This is a genomic window from Hoeflea sp. YIM 152468 (genome assembly GCF_029210485.1).
In the GTDB taxonomy this organism is placed as follows: domain Bacteria; phylum Pseudomonadota; class Alphaproteobacteria; order Rhizobiales; family Rhizobiaceae; genus Hoeflea.
The window spans coordinates 26,577-40,866 of record NZ_JARGET010000025.1 but is presented as its reverse complement, the minus strand read 5'-3'; the positions used below and the strand labels follow the sequence as shown (position 1 = coordinate 40,866).

The following is a 14,290-nucleotide window of genomic DNA, read 5'->3' as shown; positions in this document are numbered from 1 at the left end:
ATGAACAAAAAGATGGAAAACAAAACCGCAGCCATCACCGGTGCGGCCTCGGGGATCGGACTCGAATGTGCCCGGATCCTGGTAGAAGAAGGTGCGCATGTGGTGCTGATCGACCGGGCGAAAGACCGGCTGAACGAACTCTGCGAAGATTTGGGCGAGACTGCAAAACCGCTCGTGATCGATCTTCTCGACGGTCCCGCAGTGTCAGCGATGGCGCCGCAGATCGAAGCATTGGTCGGCCCGCTCGATATCTTTCATGCCAATGCGGGCGCCTATGTCGGCGGGGCTGCCGCGGAGGGAAATCCGGACGAATGGGACCGGGTTCTCAATCTCAACATCAACGCGGCGTTCCGAAGTGTGCAGGCCGTTTTGCCGGGCATGATTGCGCGCAAAAGCGGTGATGTCATATTTACCAGCTCTGTCGCGGGCGTTGTTCCGGTGGTCTGGGAACCGATCTACACGGCGTCGAAATTTGCGGTGCAGGCGTTTCTTCACGCCACGCGCCGCCAGGTTTCGCAACACGGCATCCGCATGGGTGCCGTCCTCCCCGGGCCAGTCGTCACGGCTCTGCTTGACGACTGGCCCAAGGAAAAAATGGAAGAAGCGCTTGCCAATGGGTCGCTGATGCAGCCGCGCGAAGTTGCCGAAGCCGTCTTGTTCATGCTGACGCGTCCTCGCGGTGTCGTGATCCGCGACATGGTGATTCTGCCAAACAGTGTTGATCTGTGACCGGTTCAAGCATTGGAGGGAACCCATGACCAAATTGGACAATGGCTCAGGCGGTTATGTACTTGGAATAGATGTGGGGACAGGGAGCGCCCGCGCAGGTGTCTTCACGACAGACGGACGCTTGGTTGGTACCGAAAAATCTCCAGTGCCGATTTACCGTGAAGGCGCCGATGTGGTCGAGCAATCGAGCGAAGACATCTGGCAGGCAGTTCTAACGTCGGTGCGCGGTGCGGTGGCCGCAGCAGGTGTGGCGCCAGAACAAATTCGCGGCGTAGGTTTTGATGCCACATGTTCACTGGTGGTGCTCGGCGAGAACGGCACACCCCTGCCTGTGGGAAACCCGAAACAGCCTGATCGCAATATCATGCTGTGGATGGACCATCGGGCGGTAAAGCAGGCCGAACGCATAAATGCGAGTGGCCACAAGGTCCTCGCCTATGTGGGCGGCCAGATTTCGCCCGAGATGGAAACGCCGAAACTGCTGTGGCTCAAGGAGAACCGTCCGGACATTTTCGCCAAGGCCTGGCAATTCATGGATCTGACCGATTATCTGACCTGGAGAGCCTCGGGCGATCTCTCCCGGTCGATCTGCACATTGACCTGCAAATGGACCTATCTGGCGCATGAAAACAGATGGGATCCTGACTATTTCAACGCCATCGGACTGCAGGAGCTGGTTGACGAGGGCTTTGAGCGCATAGGCACGAATGTGGTTGCCGCCGGCTCATCGCTGGGGTCGGGCCTGACCAATCAGGCTGCAAACGATCTGGGGCTTCTGCCCGGAACGCCCGTGGCGGCTGGCCTGATCGACGCCCATGCAGGTGGTATCGGATCTGTCGGGGCAGAGGGAGGCGGCGGCGCCGAGGCCAATCTCGCCTATGTGTTCGGAACGTCCTCATGCACCATGACCACCACCCGCGAACCGGTCTTCGTGCCGGGCGTATGGGGGCCGTATTTTTCCGCGATGGTCCCGGGCCTTTGGCTCAATGAGGGCGGCCAGTCCGCGGCCGGGGCAGCCATCGACCAACTGCTTGATTTTCATCCCCATGCTGCGGAAGCCCAGGCGGAAGCTGCGCGCGAGGAGCTGTCCCTGCCGGCCTGGCTGGCGCAGCGCGCCGACGCCATGTTGAATGGCAGTTCCAATGCGGGCGCACTGGCTGGCTCCGTCCATGTGGTGCCGGAATTCCTGGGCAACCGGGCGCCGCATGCAGATCCGAAAACCCGCGCGGTCATTGCCGGCCTGGGGATGGAACGAGACATCGACAGCCTCGTAGCGCTTTACATCGCCGGCCTGTGCGGCATTGCCTATGGCTTGCGCCAGATCATCGATGCGCAAGCCAGGGCGGGAGCCAAGGTGGACCGCATCGTCATCAGCGGCGGCGCGGGCCGCAGTGATCTGGTCCGGCAGTTGCTGGCCGATGCAACAGGGGTCGAGATTGCTGCGCCTGCAACCGAAGAACCCGTTCTTCTCGGGGCGGCAATTCTGGGAAGTGTTGCCGCTGGAATTCATGACGATATTCACAAGGCGATGGCCCGGATGTCATCCTTTTCATCGCGCTATCAACCGCAGACAGGGGCTGTTCGCGACTTTCACCACGCCCGGTTCGACATATTCGAACAGTTGCAGGCGGTTGCAAGAACGGCTGCGGACACCGCCTGACGAGGCTTGCCGATCGTTGCTGAGCCGGTTTGCTTCCCACCCCGCCGCATGCGGCCATCTTGCGGCGGGGTTATGCCGTCTCGGATCAGGAGACCTTGTCCTTATGCGTCCAGGATTGCGGTGAAACCTTCGAATGTCGGGTGCCCGGCATACATGCCCTTGTTGGAGCCCGCATTCCTGTGGGAATTGCGGAAGCTTTCAGACCTGGTCCAGTCAAGGAAATGCTGGTGCGACTGCCAGACCGTGTGTGACGCATAAAGCGTCTGCCGGGTTTCTTCGTTGCGCGGCCCTTTCAGCAGATGGAAGGTCTCGAAGCCTGGCATTTGCTTGAGGCTGGAATTCCGATTGCGCCAGAGGTTCTCAAACGCCGTCTCGTGGCCTTCGTTGACGATGAAGCGGTTCATGGCGATGTACATGGTGGTGTCTCCTGGGTTTACGGTTTGAGGTTTAACTTCTGCGGGTTTGATCGCCCTGCAGTTTTGGGGTGCCCGCCGCCCGGAGCGGGTGTCTGGATCGCGATCACCTGACTATCTCCGGAACTCGACGGGAATGACAAAGCTGGTTTGAGCACCCGCGGGAGGCTTGGGGAAGGGTGAGGCCCGCTTGATGTGGGCGATGGCGGCGCGGTCGACGCGTGAGTTGCCGGAACTTCGTGACACCGAAACCGACGATGCCTTGCCGCTTGATGCCACCTTGAAGCGGACATAGGCAACACCGCGGCCTCCGGAATTTGTCTGGCGGGTTCGGGCAATCCTTGCATACACCTTGCCCGGGTAATTCGCGGCAGCAGCATTTCCGGTGGCGCCGGTTTTCGATGTTGACCTGGCCTTGCCGCCGGGTGCGGCCTTTGCCGATGCCCGGCCTTCGTGCGATCCGGCTTTGCTGTCGATCTTCGCGTTGGCGACCTTCTGGCCCGTGTCCGGCTTATTCCTTGCCGGTTTGCGAACGGGTTTTGGTTTTGGTTTGGGTATCCGTTGCAGACCCGGCTCCGGCGCTGGCGCTTGGATCGGCTCGATCGTTCTTGCCGCTTTGGCCGGCGATAGCTTGTCCGGCTCGTCGGCGGCTTGCACCGGTTTGACCGGCGTCGACGCGGGCGGGACGGATTTGGGCGTGACCGGCCGGATCAGCGCGGGCAGTGCCGCTTCGGGATTCTTCGTCAACGGTACCGGTAAACCAGGCGCCGGAGAGGCTGGCGCCGCAGCCAGAGCGGTCACCGGACTGGACGCGGCAACGGTCACGCTGGGTTGGAGCGGCGGCACGGACCCGGTTGCGGTTTCAAGCGGCGGTTGCTGTGCCTCGACAAGACGCGAGTGCTCGACAGGGACAGCAGGTTCAAACCTGTCTCCCGCCCTGACCAGATCGGCAAAGCTGCTGCCCAGCGCTGCCATCTCGGTGGCCTGGCTGCCTTCGATCTGCACAGGGGCCTGGCGCGAAGGCGCGATCGCCATCGCGGCAACGTGGAGAATGGCCGATCCCGACAGGGCCAGGAGTGCCGCCAGACGCAGTTTCGACATACCGGTCATTTCATCTCCAGCCCCTGCTCGGTCACCAGCATGATCTTGCCGGCCCCGAGGGCCTTCAGTTCAGCGCTGATCTGAATGAGTTTGACCGCACTGAGATCCCGGTCCGGCACCAGCCGGATGATGTCGAGATCATCGGGGCCGGCTTCCTGCTTGATGGTTACATAATGCGCCGGTGTGACCGAGGCGCCGCGATACGTCATCAGCCCGTCCGCCATCACCACCAGCGCGTCCGGCGGTTCGCGGTTGTCCAGGTCCGTTGTCGAGACCAGCTTGACGCCCTGCTCAAGCGGCGGCGCGATCTGGGCAGCCACAAGAAAGAAGATCAGCATCAGGAAAACGATGTTGATCAGCGCGATCGTCGGTTCGGCTTTGCTCCGGCGGGTTTGGCTGGAGGACAGGTGCATCGGATCGGCCTATTGAACGATTTGCAGGCCAAGGCCCGGCAGTTTGCGGGCAATCAGCAAAATGTCGACCAGCTGTTGGGAATTCGCCGTGGCATCCACGGACACAATCAACACATTGATCCGGTTCACAGATTGCTGGTGCGCAAGCTCGCGGGCGAGATCGTCGACAGGCAGCGGAGCGCCATTGAGGGAAGTTCGACCCTCCGACAGCTTGATGAAGGCCGGAACCAGATCAGCGGCAGCCGCACCTGTGCCGCCACGTGTTCCCAATTCGACATCGGCAAACCGCGAGAATGTCGATGACAGCATGAAAAACAGCAAAAGCAGGAAGATCACATCGATGAGCGAGGTCATCGAGATCCGCCGCCTGTGTCTGCTTGATGCTTCAAACCGCATGGGCGGATACCAAGGGCGAGCCAGCCGTTTGAGGTGTTCTCTGCGGCTCGTTCAACGCCTCATAGATCGATGGGTTGAGAACGTGCGCCACTGCCGTTTCAAGCGCCAGCTTGTGCCTTTCAACCCGGCTTTCAAAATAGGTCAGCGCCATGCTTGTCGGCATCGCCACGCCGAGCCCGACCGCCGTGGTCAGCAGCGCGACCCAGATGCCGCCGGCCAGGATCGAAGGATCGACATTGTTGCCCGAGTGCTGCAGCGCCTGAAACGCGGTGATCATTCCCAGAACCGTGCCGAACAGGCCGATCAGTGGTGCGGTCTGGGCGATGGACTCGAGGATCCGGAAACCCGACTGAATGCCATTGATCTGGGTGGAGGCCGAGAGCATCAGTTGCTCCTCCAGCGCGCCGCGTGAAATGCGGTTTTCATCGTGCAGATGCTTCAACCGGCTTGCCAGCTCGACAATGTCGCGCAAACCGGCCGGCATCCGGTCAAGCTGCACGCGGTCGCCACGCCCGCTGTTGCCCTTCAGGCGTATCGGCGGATCAACCCGTGGCCGGGCGCCAACATCGAGGGCGCTGAATTGCCAGAGCTTGAACAAGATTGTCGCCACGGCGATGAGCGAGAGCGCCAGCAACAGCACGACAACGGGTCCGCCAACGCTGATGAAGTGCTGGAACCGCTCAAGCGGGTTTTCAAAAATGGTCATCCTGCGATCTCCGTCCTGGTTGAGCTTTTGACATCCAGATGATCGATGCACTCCGTGCCTGTGAGACCTTCGCCCTTGCACGAGGCAGCGCCATTGATCAGAATCCGGGCAACCGCGGCGCAGTGGGTGTCCGGCAGATCAAATTGCCGAACCCGTGGCTTGCCTTGCGGCAATGCCTTGAAATCGAACAGGGTGAAGCGGCTGACCTTGCCGCCCTGATCGAACAGGACGGTTTCAAGGGTCATTTCCTCAATCGACTTCCCGGTCGTATTGGTCACAACAAACACCAGCCGGCAGGCCTGCTCGATCTGCTCGACCGCGTTGAGGTCGAGCGAAAGCCTGGCCTGCACGCCGGTTTCGGAGTGTGCAGGCGAAGCGGCAATCGCAAGACCCAGGATGACGGCCCGGATTGCGGACCCGGAACTGGCACATTTCATGTTCATCGCCTCGGGATTTACCAGCCGAACTGCTTGGCAAGGGTGAGCTTGAAGGTTCGGCCCTTGCCATTGTCGTTGGAGAGGAAGTCGCGGTACTTGGTGTCAAACAGGTTCTCAACCCGGAACGAGGCTTCCCAGCCGGCAAACCGGCTTTGCTGATCAGGTCGCCAGTTGAGGTAGAGATTGTGGGTGTTGAAGGCTTCCCGGCGCAGGGCTTCGGCAACCAGATCAGTGGCTGTGGCGGATACCGGGACCCGGCTCTCGGCAAAGACAAAGCGGCCTTCCCAGCCGACGGTCATCCCCCGGTCGGGCATCCGGTAGCCGAGACCGAGATTGAACTCGGGCGGCGCCACCGTGGTCAGGCCGGTGCCGGAGCTCAGGTCTGTGCCCACTGTCACTCCGAGGCTCGCGTCTGCGAAAAAATTGTCCCTGGTGTATCCGGCCTCGAATTCGACGCCGTAGATCTCGGCACGGCCAACATTGACATATTGCGGATACAGGTTTCGCTGGCGGATGATCAGGTCGTCAATCTTGTTGTAAAATCCCGTGGTCTTGAAATCGAGACTGTCTCCGTCCTGCATCAGGCCGGTGGTCGAGACGACAAATCCCATTTCATAGTTGTTTGATTTCTCTTTCTTCAGATCCGGGCTGTGGTTGGGCGCTACGCCCGCGCCATAATCATTGGAATAGATCTCGTCTAGGGAGGGAAAACGCTCGGTATGGGCGTAGGAGCCGAAGATCGAGAAACTGTCTGAAATCTTGTAAAGGGCGGCAAGTTTTGGCGAAAAGGCGACATCCGTCTTGTCAGCGGGCATCAGGCCGCCGGCCAGCGCAGCAACCGAATTGTTGCTGCTGAGCTTCTGATAATCGATCCGCACACCCGGAATCAGGGTCAGTCTTTCATTCCAGATGAATTCGTTCTGGACAAAGACGCCGGCCTGGAAATCCGTCCCTTCAGGATGGTGGCCGAGTGGGTCGGCCGTGGCCGTGGTGCGTTCCTGCTGGATCAGCTGGCCACCGACGGTGAGGTAGTTGTCGAACCTGTCGCCGCTCCATTCGAAGGTGTTCTGGCCGACGAACTGATAGCTCTCATAGCCATAGGTCGAATCCTGACCGATATTGCTGGACGTGCCGAGCGAGGCGTTCGACTGTTCATTGGTGATGTTGTTGTAGGACAGCGTCAGCTTGAGATCGAGCCAGGGATTGTCTGTTGCAGCATCCTCATAGGAAATCTGCGCCTGCCTGTTGTTGACGACACGGTCGACGGTGCCAAAAAATCCGGTCGGCTGAAGTTGCGAATAGGCCTGATTGTCCTGGTCGCTGGTAAACTGGCTGTAGCTGAGCTGAACTTTGCGCTCCTTGTTCTCGTCGAGATAGAATGTGCCCTTGGCGAGACCGTTCGGGGTGGTGAAGTCCGAGCCCTCGATCGCCATGCCGTCGCCATCGCTGAACTCGTCGGCGGTGCGGTAATTGCCCGACACCAGGAACTCGGCATAGTTGCTCAGACGCATGGCGAGAATGCCGCTGGCCAGATACCCGTTGGCGTTGGAATCATAGCTGCCCTTCAGCTTGAGCGCGCCATTCTGACCGTCAGCGAGATAGTCCGAGGCCTCCTTGGTGGTGAAGTTGATGACGCCACCCAGGGCGCCGGAACCATACAGAGTTGACGAGGCCGGTCCGCGCAAGACCTCGACCCGCTTGAACAATTCCGGGTCATTGAAAAAGCCGCCCATGCGGTATTGCTCGAAGAATTGCGGCACGCCGTCGACGTTGACAACAATGCGGCCTTCCTCGCTGGCCGATTCACCGGCGCCAATACCGCGTATGTTGAAGGTCTGGCCAAGGGCACGATTGGCTCCGCCGACCACACTGACATTGGGAACAGCCTTGAGGATATCGGTGACGGTAGAGGCCTGCTTGTCGTCGATATCCTCCTGCTCTAGGGCAGTGACCGCTTGCGGAGTGTCGACGGCAACCTTGGCGCGGCCTGCGCCAAGGATCAGCCTTTGCAGCAGTGTGAATCCGTTGCGGGTTTCCCCCGTCTCGGTGGCTTCCTGCGCCTGCGCGGCCGGAATCGCCGTCAGTGCCGTTGTCGCACACAGTGCCAACGTCACTGCAGTGCGGGTCATTCTCATCTTGAAAACAGTCATAACGCCCTTACCCTGATCCATTTTGATTGAATGGCTGGCTGGCGATACGCTTGCTTGCCGCTTTGGTGGCTTCGTCAGTTTGATGCGATTTTCAAACTTGACAGTTTAACTCACCTTATGCGAGACGTCGTTTACTAAAACTTGAGTCCAGTAGTCAAGTTAAAATCGTAGCGACGTTAATGCCCAGCCAGCGCGCAGCAAGCCAGGCCAACAAACGGATGTTGACCATGGAAGATTCCCAACACGCGCCGCGTCGGCCGCCCGACCTGAAGCATCCATCCTTGAACGACCGGGTGATCGCCTCGCATGCCTTGTTCGGCGAGCGCAAGGAAGTGGCCATCGAGCATGATGGCGCCGTCTACCGGTTGAAAATCACCAAGCAAGGCAAACTGATCCTCAACAAGTGAGCGGCGAGATGAACCAACAAATTTCCATCAGCGCTGCGGCCATTCGGACCGCGCGCAAAGACAACCCGAAAATGCGTGAACGCGATCTCGCCAGCCAGATCGGCGTCTGCGAAGCGGCCGTCCTCGAAGCCTGCATCGGCGACTACGTCGAGCCGATCGATCCTGATCTGGATGTCTTCTTGCCAATGCTGGGTCAGGCTGGCGAAGTCATGGCGCTCTCGCGCAATGATGCCGCTGTGCATGAAAAGACCGGTGTGTACGGCGGCTACAGGTCCGGCCAGCATGCCTCGATTGTTCTGGGCACGGACATCGATTTGCGGATTTTTCCGCGCCACTGGCGTCACGCCTATCATGTCGCCAAGCCGCTCGATGACGGATCGGTCCAATACAGTTTCCAGTTCTTCGATGCCTTTGGGGATGCTGTCCACAAGGTCTTTGCCCGCGCGGCCACCGACATGACCAGATGGACCGCGATCCGGGACCAGCTACGTGTTGCCAGGCAGCCCGCCACGTTTGCAAAAAGGGCTGCGCCAGGCACGCGCGCCACGCCCGCCGGCCATGATATCGTGGCGTTGCGCCAGGCCTGGGCCGGCATGCAGGACACCCATCAGTTCCAGTCCATCCTGCGCAAGTCACGGATGACCCGTCTTGCTGCCATTGAGGCGATTGGCACCGACTTTTGCTGGAAGCTTTCCGAGGATGCGGCTGATCTGGTGTTGCACCAGCTCGGCTCTGATCAACTGCCCGTCATGATCTTTCTGCGAAACGCCGGCACTTTGCAGATCCACTCCGGTCCGGTTCACACCATCAAGCAGGTTGGCCCCTGGCTGAACGTGCTCGATCCGGGGTTTCACCTGCATCTTCGCGCCGACCAGTTTGCGGCAATCTGGCTCGTGCGCAAGCCGACCAAGGCCGGCGATGTCTATTCGCTGGAGATCTTCGGTCCCGGCGGCGAGCAGACGCTGATGATCAATGGCTACCGGCGCGAGGGCGACAGCACCGATGCGGTGGCACAGTGGAACCGGCTGGTTCAGGCGCTGCCGCGCGCGGGTGCCCTGGAGCCCGCCAGAGCCGGCGTGACGGTGGAGGAAGTGCGTTGACTTTTCCTCTTGAACAAACAGCCCGGCCTGTGATGAGCCGGCGGGTCATGACGTCTTTTCTCGTGGCTGCCGCGGCGACACTTGCGGTTGGAGCATCCACGGCAAATTCCGAGCAGCTGCGGGCACAGCGCGTTCTGGCAATTGGCGGCGCGGTGACCGAAATTGTCTACGCGCTGGGCGAACAAGACCGGCTGGTGGGCCGGGACTCGACCTCGACCTATCCGCTCGAGGCGGCCGATCTGCCTGACGTCGGCTACATCCGCGCCCTGTCCCCTGAAGGCGTCTTGTCGGTCAAGCCGGACCTGGTCCTGGCGCGCGAGAACAATGGTCCGCCCGAGGCGGTCGAGGTTCTCAAGAGCACCGGGATCCGATGGGTCGACGTGCCCGACGACTTCACCCTGGACGGCGTCGACGAGAACATTGCAATTATCGCTGCAGAACTCGGGGTGCCGGAAAAGGGCAATGCTCTTCGCACAAAGGTCGCCGCCGATATTGCCAGGGCCCGGAAGCGGCTGGCCGCCATCGACGACAGGCAGAAGGTCATGTTCGTGCTGACCGTGGAGGATGACAAGATCAACACCTCCGGCACCGGTACGGCCGCGAATGGCATTATCGAACTGGCGGGCGGTACAAATGTGATCGCCGATTTTGCCGGTTACAAGCAGATCAGCGATGAAGCGGTCATCGAGGCCGCGCCTGACATCATCCTGATGATGAACGGGCGCGGTGAAGCCGCCGATCATGCCGCGCCCAACGCGCTGCTCGAGGCGCATCCGGCGCTGTCCACCACGCCTGCGGTCAAGAACGGCAGGATCATCCGCATGGACGGTCTCCTGCTGCTCGGATTCGGACCGCGGACCGGCGAGGCAGTGTCGCAACTTGCCCAGGCGTTTTATGGCCATGAGCAGCATTAGCCTCGACGCCGGCGCGCCCCCTCGGGCAGGCATGCTGGCGGGGGACCGCTCGGCTTTTGCCCGGCGGATACTTCTGGTGCTGGTGGTGTGTTTGCTGTTCACCGCGGTGTTCAGCCTCGCATCCGGCGCCACTGACACGTCTGCGCTCCTGGTTGCCTGGGCGCTCTTGTCCGGGCAGGACAGTTTGATCACCGCCGTCGAGCGCGTGGTCATTCTCGACATCCGCATGCCGCGCCTGTTGCTGGGGATGATGATCGGCGCCTCGCTGGCTGTTTCGGGCGCCACCATGCAGGGGCTGTTTCGCAACCCGCTTGCCGATCCGGGCATTGTCGGCGTTTCCGCCGGTGCAGGCCTGGGGGCGGTGACATTCATCGTGCTTGGAGCCGGTGTCCTGTCCCCCGTTGCGGTCTTGCTCGGGCTCTATCACGTCCCGTTTGCCGCGTTTGCCGGCGGACTGGTGTTCACCTTCGCGCTGTACCGGATTTCAACCCGCAACGGCAGGACCTCGGTTGCTACCATGTTGCTTGCCGGCATCGCGCTTGGCGCAATGGCCGGAGCCTTCACCGGTCTGCTGGTCTTCTGGGCCGACGATCAGCAATTGCGGGATCTGACCTTTTGGGGCCTGGGCTCGGTTGCTGGCGCGACATGGCCGAAGGTTCTCGCGGTCGCGCCCATCATCGTGCCGATTTTGCTGCTTTCGCCTTTCATGGCCCGCGGCCTCAATGCGATGACCCTGGGTGAGGCAACCGCGCAGCATCTTGGCGTCAATGTTCAGATCTTCAAACGGGTCGCGATCGTCCAGGTTGCCGCAGCGACCGGCGCGTCGGTTGCCGTGTCGGGCGGGATTGGCTTCGTCGGCATCGTTGTGCCGCATCTGTTGCGCTTGCTGATCGGTCCCGACCATCGCTATTTGCTGCCGGCCTGTGCATTGCTGGGTGCCATCATGCTGTTGTTTGCCGACGCCATCGCCCGGCAGATCGTGGCGCCCGCCGAGCTGCCGATCGGCATCATTACCGCAACCATCGGGGCTCCGTTCTTTCTCTGGATCTTGCTGCGTCGTCGCGGCCTGATGGATATCTAGAATGCTCGAAGCGCACAATATTCAGGTTCGTCTTGGCAAAACCGACATTCTGCAAGGCATTGATATGTCGGCGGCAAAGGGGCAGTTCACGGTGATCATAGGGCCCAACGGGTCCGGCAAGACCACCTTGATGCGGGCCCTGACTGGCGAGATAAAATTCGACGGAAGTGCTCGTCTCAATGGCGTCGATATCGCCCATGCGCGCCCGGCTGACCTTGCCGGCATGCGCGGGGTGCTGCCGCAATCGACGGATCTGTCATTTCCCTTTACCGTGCACGAGGTGGTGCGGCTTGGCCTGACCATGGGGGTTCACTCCCATGTCGATATTTCCGGCCGGATTGACGATGCTCTGAGCGCCGTAGACATGAACGGGTTTGGCGGGCGGTTTTACCAGGAATTGTCGGGCGGCGAACAGCAGCGGGTGCAACTCGCGCGGGTTCTGGCACAGGTGTGGGAGCCGGTTTTCCAGCACGCGCCCCGCTGCCTGTTTCTCGATGAGCCGATTTCCAGTCTCGACATCAGGCACCAATTGCAGATCATGCAGATCGCCCGGCGCTATGCCGCTGCGGGCGGTGGTGTCGTCGCCATCCTGCACGACCTCAATCTGACCGCGCAATTTGCCGACCATGTGGTCTTGATGCACCAGGGGAGGGTGCATGCGTCCGGCCCGCCGAGACAGGTTCTGACCTCAGCCAATCTCGAGGCGGTCTATGGCTGTCCGATGGCCGTCAGCGATATTCCCCAGGGCATGGATTTCTTCGTGCTGCCGCTGATTGCCGCAATTCGTGAAACTTCGTGATTGCGGCAGGCAGAACCACTGCAACGTCAGGCGTGCGGTTTCCGACACTGGTTTGGAGTCATTCTAAACTATACTGTTTGACTCCAGTTTGAAGATATATTACCGAAAACCTCATATTTAAAGCCACGGGGATGAAATGGCGCAAACCGAACACGACACATCCGGAGACTGCCCTGCTGCGGTCTATCTGCGTCAGCAGCCGGAAAATCTTGTCGTCAATGGCTATCGCAACTGGATTGCGGGCCTGATGCATTCCGACTCGCGCTACTGGGATGCGGCCTGGTCGGCGCACGCCAAACTGCTGGGCACCGTCGACGGGCAGATCGCGCTGGATGCGATGTCATCCCTGGTGCGTCAGCTCGGGGCCTGCGCAACCTGCCCGCTGCGCTTCTACAAACCCGGCGCAGGCCATCTTTGCCGGGATGAATGTCTGGTGCTGGGCATGGTGTCGGGTGCGCAGCATGGCGACGAAGACAGTCTGGTCCAGTCGGCCAAGCTGCTCACCTGTTCCGATCGCTGCATCGAAATTGTTGATCTGGCCAGTGCCTATGCGGCGGTTCTGCTCGGCCACAGCCAGAAGCTGTCGCACATTCCACTTAGCGTCATCGTCGACATCGACAGGAGATCCGCCTTCGCTGCCGTGCAGTCGAGTGGCTCTCTTCACTAATTGAACCGAAACAAATTGGAGTACCGCAGACCATGAATCGTTTCGCATCTCTCATCGGGCTCGGCCTTCTGGCGTCCACCAGCATGACCGGCATCGCTGTTGCCGACGTGACTCCCGAGGCCGTTATCGCCCACTATGCCGATGTCGCGGAAGCCAAGTTCGGTGACGCGTTGACCAGCGCCAGGTCGCTCGATGGCGCCATCGAGCAGTTTCTTGCCGATCCCACCGACGAAACTTTGGCCGCGGCCAAGGCTGCCTGGCTCGCAGCCCGGGTTCCCTATCAGCAGACCGAAGTCTACCGCTTCGGCAATGCAATAGTTGATGACTGGGAGGGCAGGGTCAACGCCTGGCCGCTGGACGAGGGTCTGATTGATTATGTCGATTCGAGCTATGGCTCGGAAAGTGACGAGAATTCGCTGTTCACTGCAAATGTGATCGCCAACCCGTCCATCGAGATCAACGGCAAGGTGATTGACGCAGGCACGATCACCCCGGAGCTGATTTCAGGGACGCTTCAGGAAGCCGGCGGTATCGAAGCCAATGTCGCCTCCGGCTATCACGCCATCGAATTTCTGCTGTGGGGCCAGGACCTCAATGGCAACGGCCCGGGCGCCGGCAGCCGTCCGGCGACCGACTACAGCCTCGACAATTGCACCAACGGCAATTGCCAGCGCCGCCGTGACTATCTCGGCGCAGCATCCGACCTGCTGCTGGCCGATCTTGAAGAGATGGATGCCAACTGGAAGGCCGGCGGCGCAGCACGGCTTGCGCTTGAACAGAGCGGTGTTGCCGGCGGGCTGTCGACCATCCTCACCGGCATGGGCTCGCTGTCCTATGGCGAGCTTGCAGGCGAGCGCATGAAACTGGGGCTGCTGCTTGGAGATCCGGAAGAGGAGCATGACTGCTTTTCCGACAACACGCACAATTCGCATCTCTACGACGCGGTGGGCATCCGCACCGCCTTCAGCGGCGCCTATACCAGGCCCGATGGCACGGAACTCACCGGCCCGTCATTGGCCGATCTCGTCGCGGCCAGGGACCCGGCCATTGCAGACGAACTGTCCGCGGATCTTGATGCCACGGTCACAGCCATGGAAGCGATGGCTGAGCGTGCGGAAAATGTCGAGGCTTACGATCAGATGATTGCCACCGGCAATGAGGCGGGCAATGCCACCGTGCAGGCGGCGATTGACGGTCTGATCAAGCAGACGCGCTCGATCGAACGCGTCATTGCTGCGCTGGATCTGGGATCGATCGACCTGGAAGGGTCGGACAGTCTCGACAGCCCCAACGCTGTGTTCCAGTAAGGGCAAGACC

Annotated in this window: 16 protein-coding genes; 9 read left to right on the top strand and 7 right to left on the bottom strand. The window is 60.6% G+C overall.

Going from position 1 to position 14,290, the window contains the following annotated elements; all coding sequences use genetic code 11:
* Together PZ897_RS13000 and PZ897_RS12995 are read left to right on the top strand one after the other, a co-directional pair.
* Positions 1-729, top strand: coding sequence for an SDR family oxidoreductase (locus PZ897_RS13000; RefSeq protein WP_275752758.1), 729 nt, complete (start codon positions 1-3; stop codon positions 727-729).
* A 25-nt stretch (positions 730-754) separates the two neighbouring features.
* Positions 755-2,389, top strand: coding sequence for an FGGY-family carbohydrate kinase (locus tag PZ897_RS12995; protein ID WP_275752757.1), 1,635 nt, complete (start codon positions 755-757; stop codon positions 2,387-2,389).
* Positions 2,390-2,490: 101 nt separating this feature from the next.
* Here the strand turns inward: PZ897_RS12995 and PZ897_RS12990 are convergent, their stop codons facing one another.
* From PZ897_RS12990 to PZ897_RS12960, 7 genes are all read right to left on the bottom strand, one after another.
* Positions 2,491-2,805, bottom strand: a complete 315-nt coding sequence (locus PZ897_RS12990) for an antibiotic biosynthesis monooxygenase (protein WP_275752756.1) — start codon at positions 2,803-2,805, stop codon at positions 2,491-2,493.
* 111 nt (positions 2,806-2,916) lie between these two features.
* On the bottom strand, positions 2,917-3,912 hold the full coding sequence (locus PZ897_RS12985; RefSeq protein WP_275752754.1) for a TonB family protein: 996 nt from the start codon (positions 3,910-3,912) through the stop codon (positions 2,917-2,919).
* Positions 3,909-4,316 carry a biopolymer transporter ExbD gene (locus PZ897_RS12980; protein ID WP_275752752.1) on the bottom strand — a complete coding sequence of 136 codons (408 nt, stop codon included), beginning with the start codon at positions 4,314-4,316 and terminating at the stop codon, positions 3,909-3,911. Before PZ897_RS12980 ends, PZ897_RS12985 begins: the two co-directional genes overlap by 4 nt.
* Before the next feature lie 9 nt (positions 4,317-4,325).
* Positions 4,326-4,712: a biopolymer transporter ExbD gene (locus PZ897_RS12975; protein WP_275752751.1), complete on the bottom strand. Its 387-nt coding sequence runs from the start codon at positions 4,710-4,712 to the stop codon at positions 4,326-4,328.
* Positions 4,702-5,418: a MotA/TolQ/ExbB proton channel family protein gene (locus PZ897_RS12970; RefSeq protein ID WP_275752749.1), complete on the bottom strand. Its 717-nt coding sequence runs from the start codon at positions 5,416-5,418 to the stop codon at positions 4,702-4,704. The genes PZ897_RS12975 and PZ897_RS12970 overlap by 11 nt, the downstream gene beginning before the upstream one ends.
* A complete protein-coding gene (locus tag PZ897_RS12965; protein WP_275752748.1) occupies positions 5,415-5,855 on the bottom strand; it encodes a hypothetical protein in 441 nt (146 codons plus the stop codon). Before PZ897_RS12965 ends, PZ897_RS12970 begins: the two co-directional genes overlap by 4 nt.
* 17 nt (positions 5,856-5,872) lie before the next feature.
* Complete coding sequence (locus PZ897_RS12960; protein ID WP_275752747.1) at positions 5,873-7,984, bottom strand: TonB-dependent hemoglobin/transferrin/lactoferrin family receptor; 2,112 nt, start codon at positions 7,982-7,984, stop codon at positions 5,873-5,875.
* A 248-nt stretch (positions 7,985-8,232) separates the two neighbouring features.
* Between PZ897_RS12960 and PZ897_RS12955 the strand changes: the two genes are divergently transcribed.
* From PZ897_RS12955 to PZ897_RS12925, 7 genes are all read left to right on the top strand, one after another.
* Positions 8,233-8,412, top strand: a complete 180-nt coding sequence (locus PZ897_RS12955; RefSeq protein WP_275752745.1) for a hemin uptake protein HemP — start codon at positions 8,233-8,235, stop codon at positions 8,410-8,412.
* 8 nt (positions 8,413-8,420) lie between these two features.
* Positions 8,421-9,512, top strand: coding sequence for a ChuX/HutX family heme-like substrate-binding protein (locus PZ897_RS12950; RefSeq protein WP_275752743.1), 1,092 nt, complete (start codon positions 8,421-8,423; stop codon positions 9,510-9,512).
* A 47-nt stretch (positions 9,513-9,559) separates the two neighbouring features.
* Positions 9,560-10,426: an ABC transporter substrate-binding protein gene (locus tag PZ897_RS12945; protein ID WP_275752742.1), complete on the top strand. Its 867-nt coding sequence runs from the start codon at positions 9,560-9,562 to the stop codon at positions 10,424-10,426.
* Positions 10,407-11,507, top strand: a complete 1,101-nt coding sequence (locus PZ897_RS12940; protein WP_275752740.1) for an iron ABC transporter permease — start codon at positions 10,407-10,409, stop codon at positions 11,505-11,507. Before PZ897_RS12945 ends, PZ897_RS12940 begins: the two co-directional genes overlap by 20 nt.
* Before the next feature lies 1 nt (position 11,508).
* Positions 11,509-12,306: a heme ABC transporter ATP-binding protein gene (locus tag PZ897_RS12935; protein ID WP_275752738.1), complete on the top strand. Its 798-nt coding sequence runs from the start codon at positions 11,509-11,511 to the stop codon at positions 12,304-12,306.
* Positions 12,307-12,442: 136 nt separating this feature from the next.
* Positions 12,443-12,973, top strand: coding sequence for a hypothetical protein (locus PZ897_RS12930; protein WP_275752737.1), 531 nt, complete (start codon positions 12,443-12,445; stop codon positions 12,971-12,973).
* A gap of 83 nt (positions 12,974-13,056) precedes the next feature.
* Complete coding sequence (locus PZ897_RS12925) at positions 13,057-14,280, top strand: imelysin family protein (protein WP_275752884.1); 1,224 nt, start codon at positions 13,057-13,059, stop codon at positions 14,278-14,280.
* The last annotated feature ends 10 nt before the right edge of the window (positions 14,281-14,290 follow it).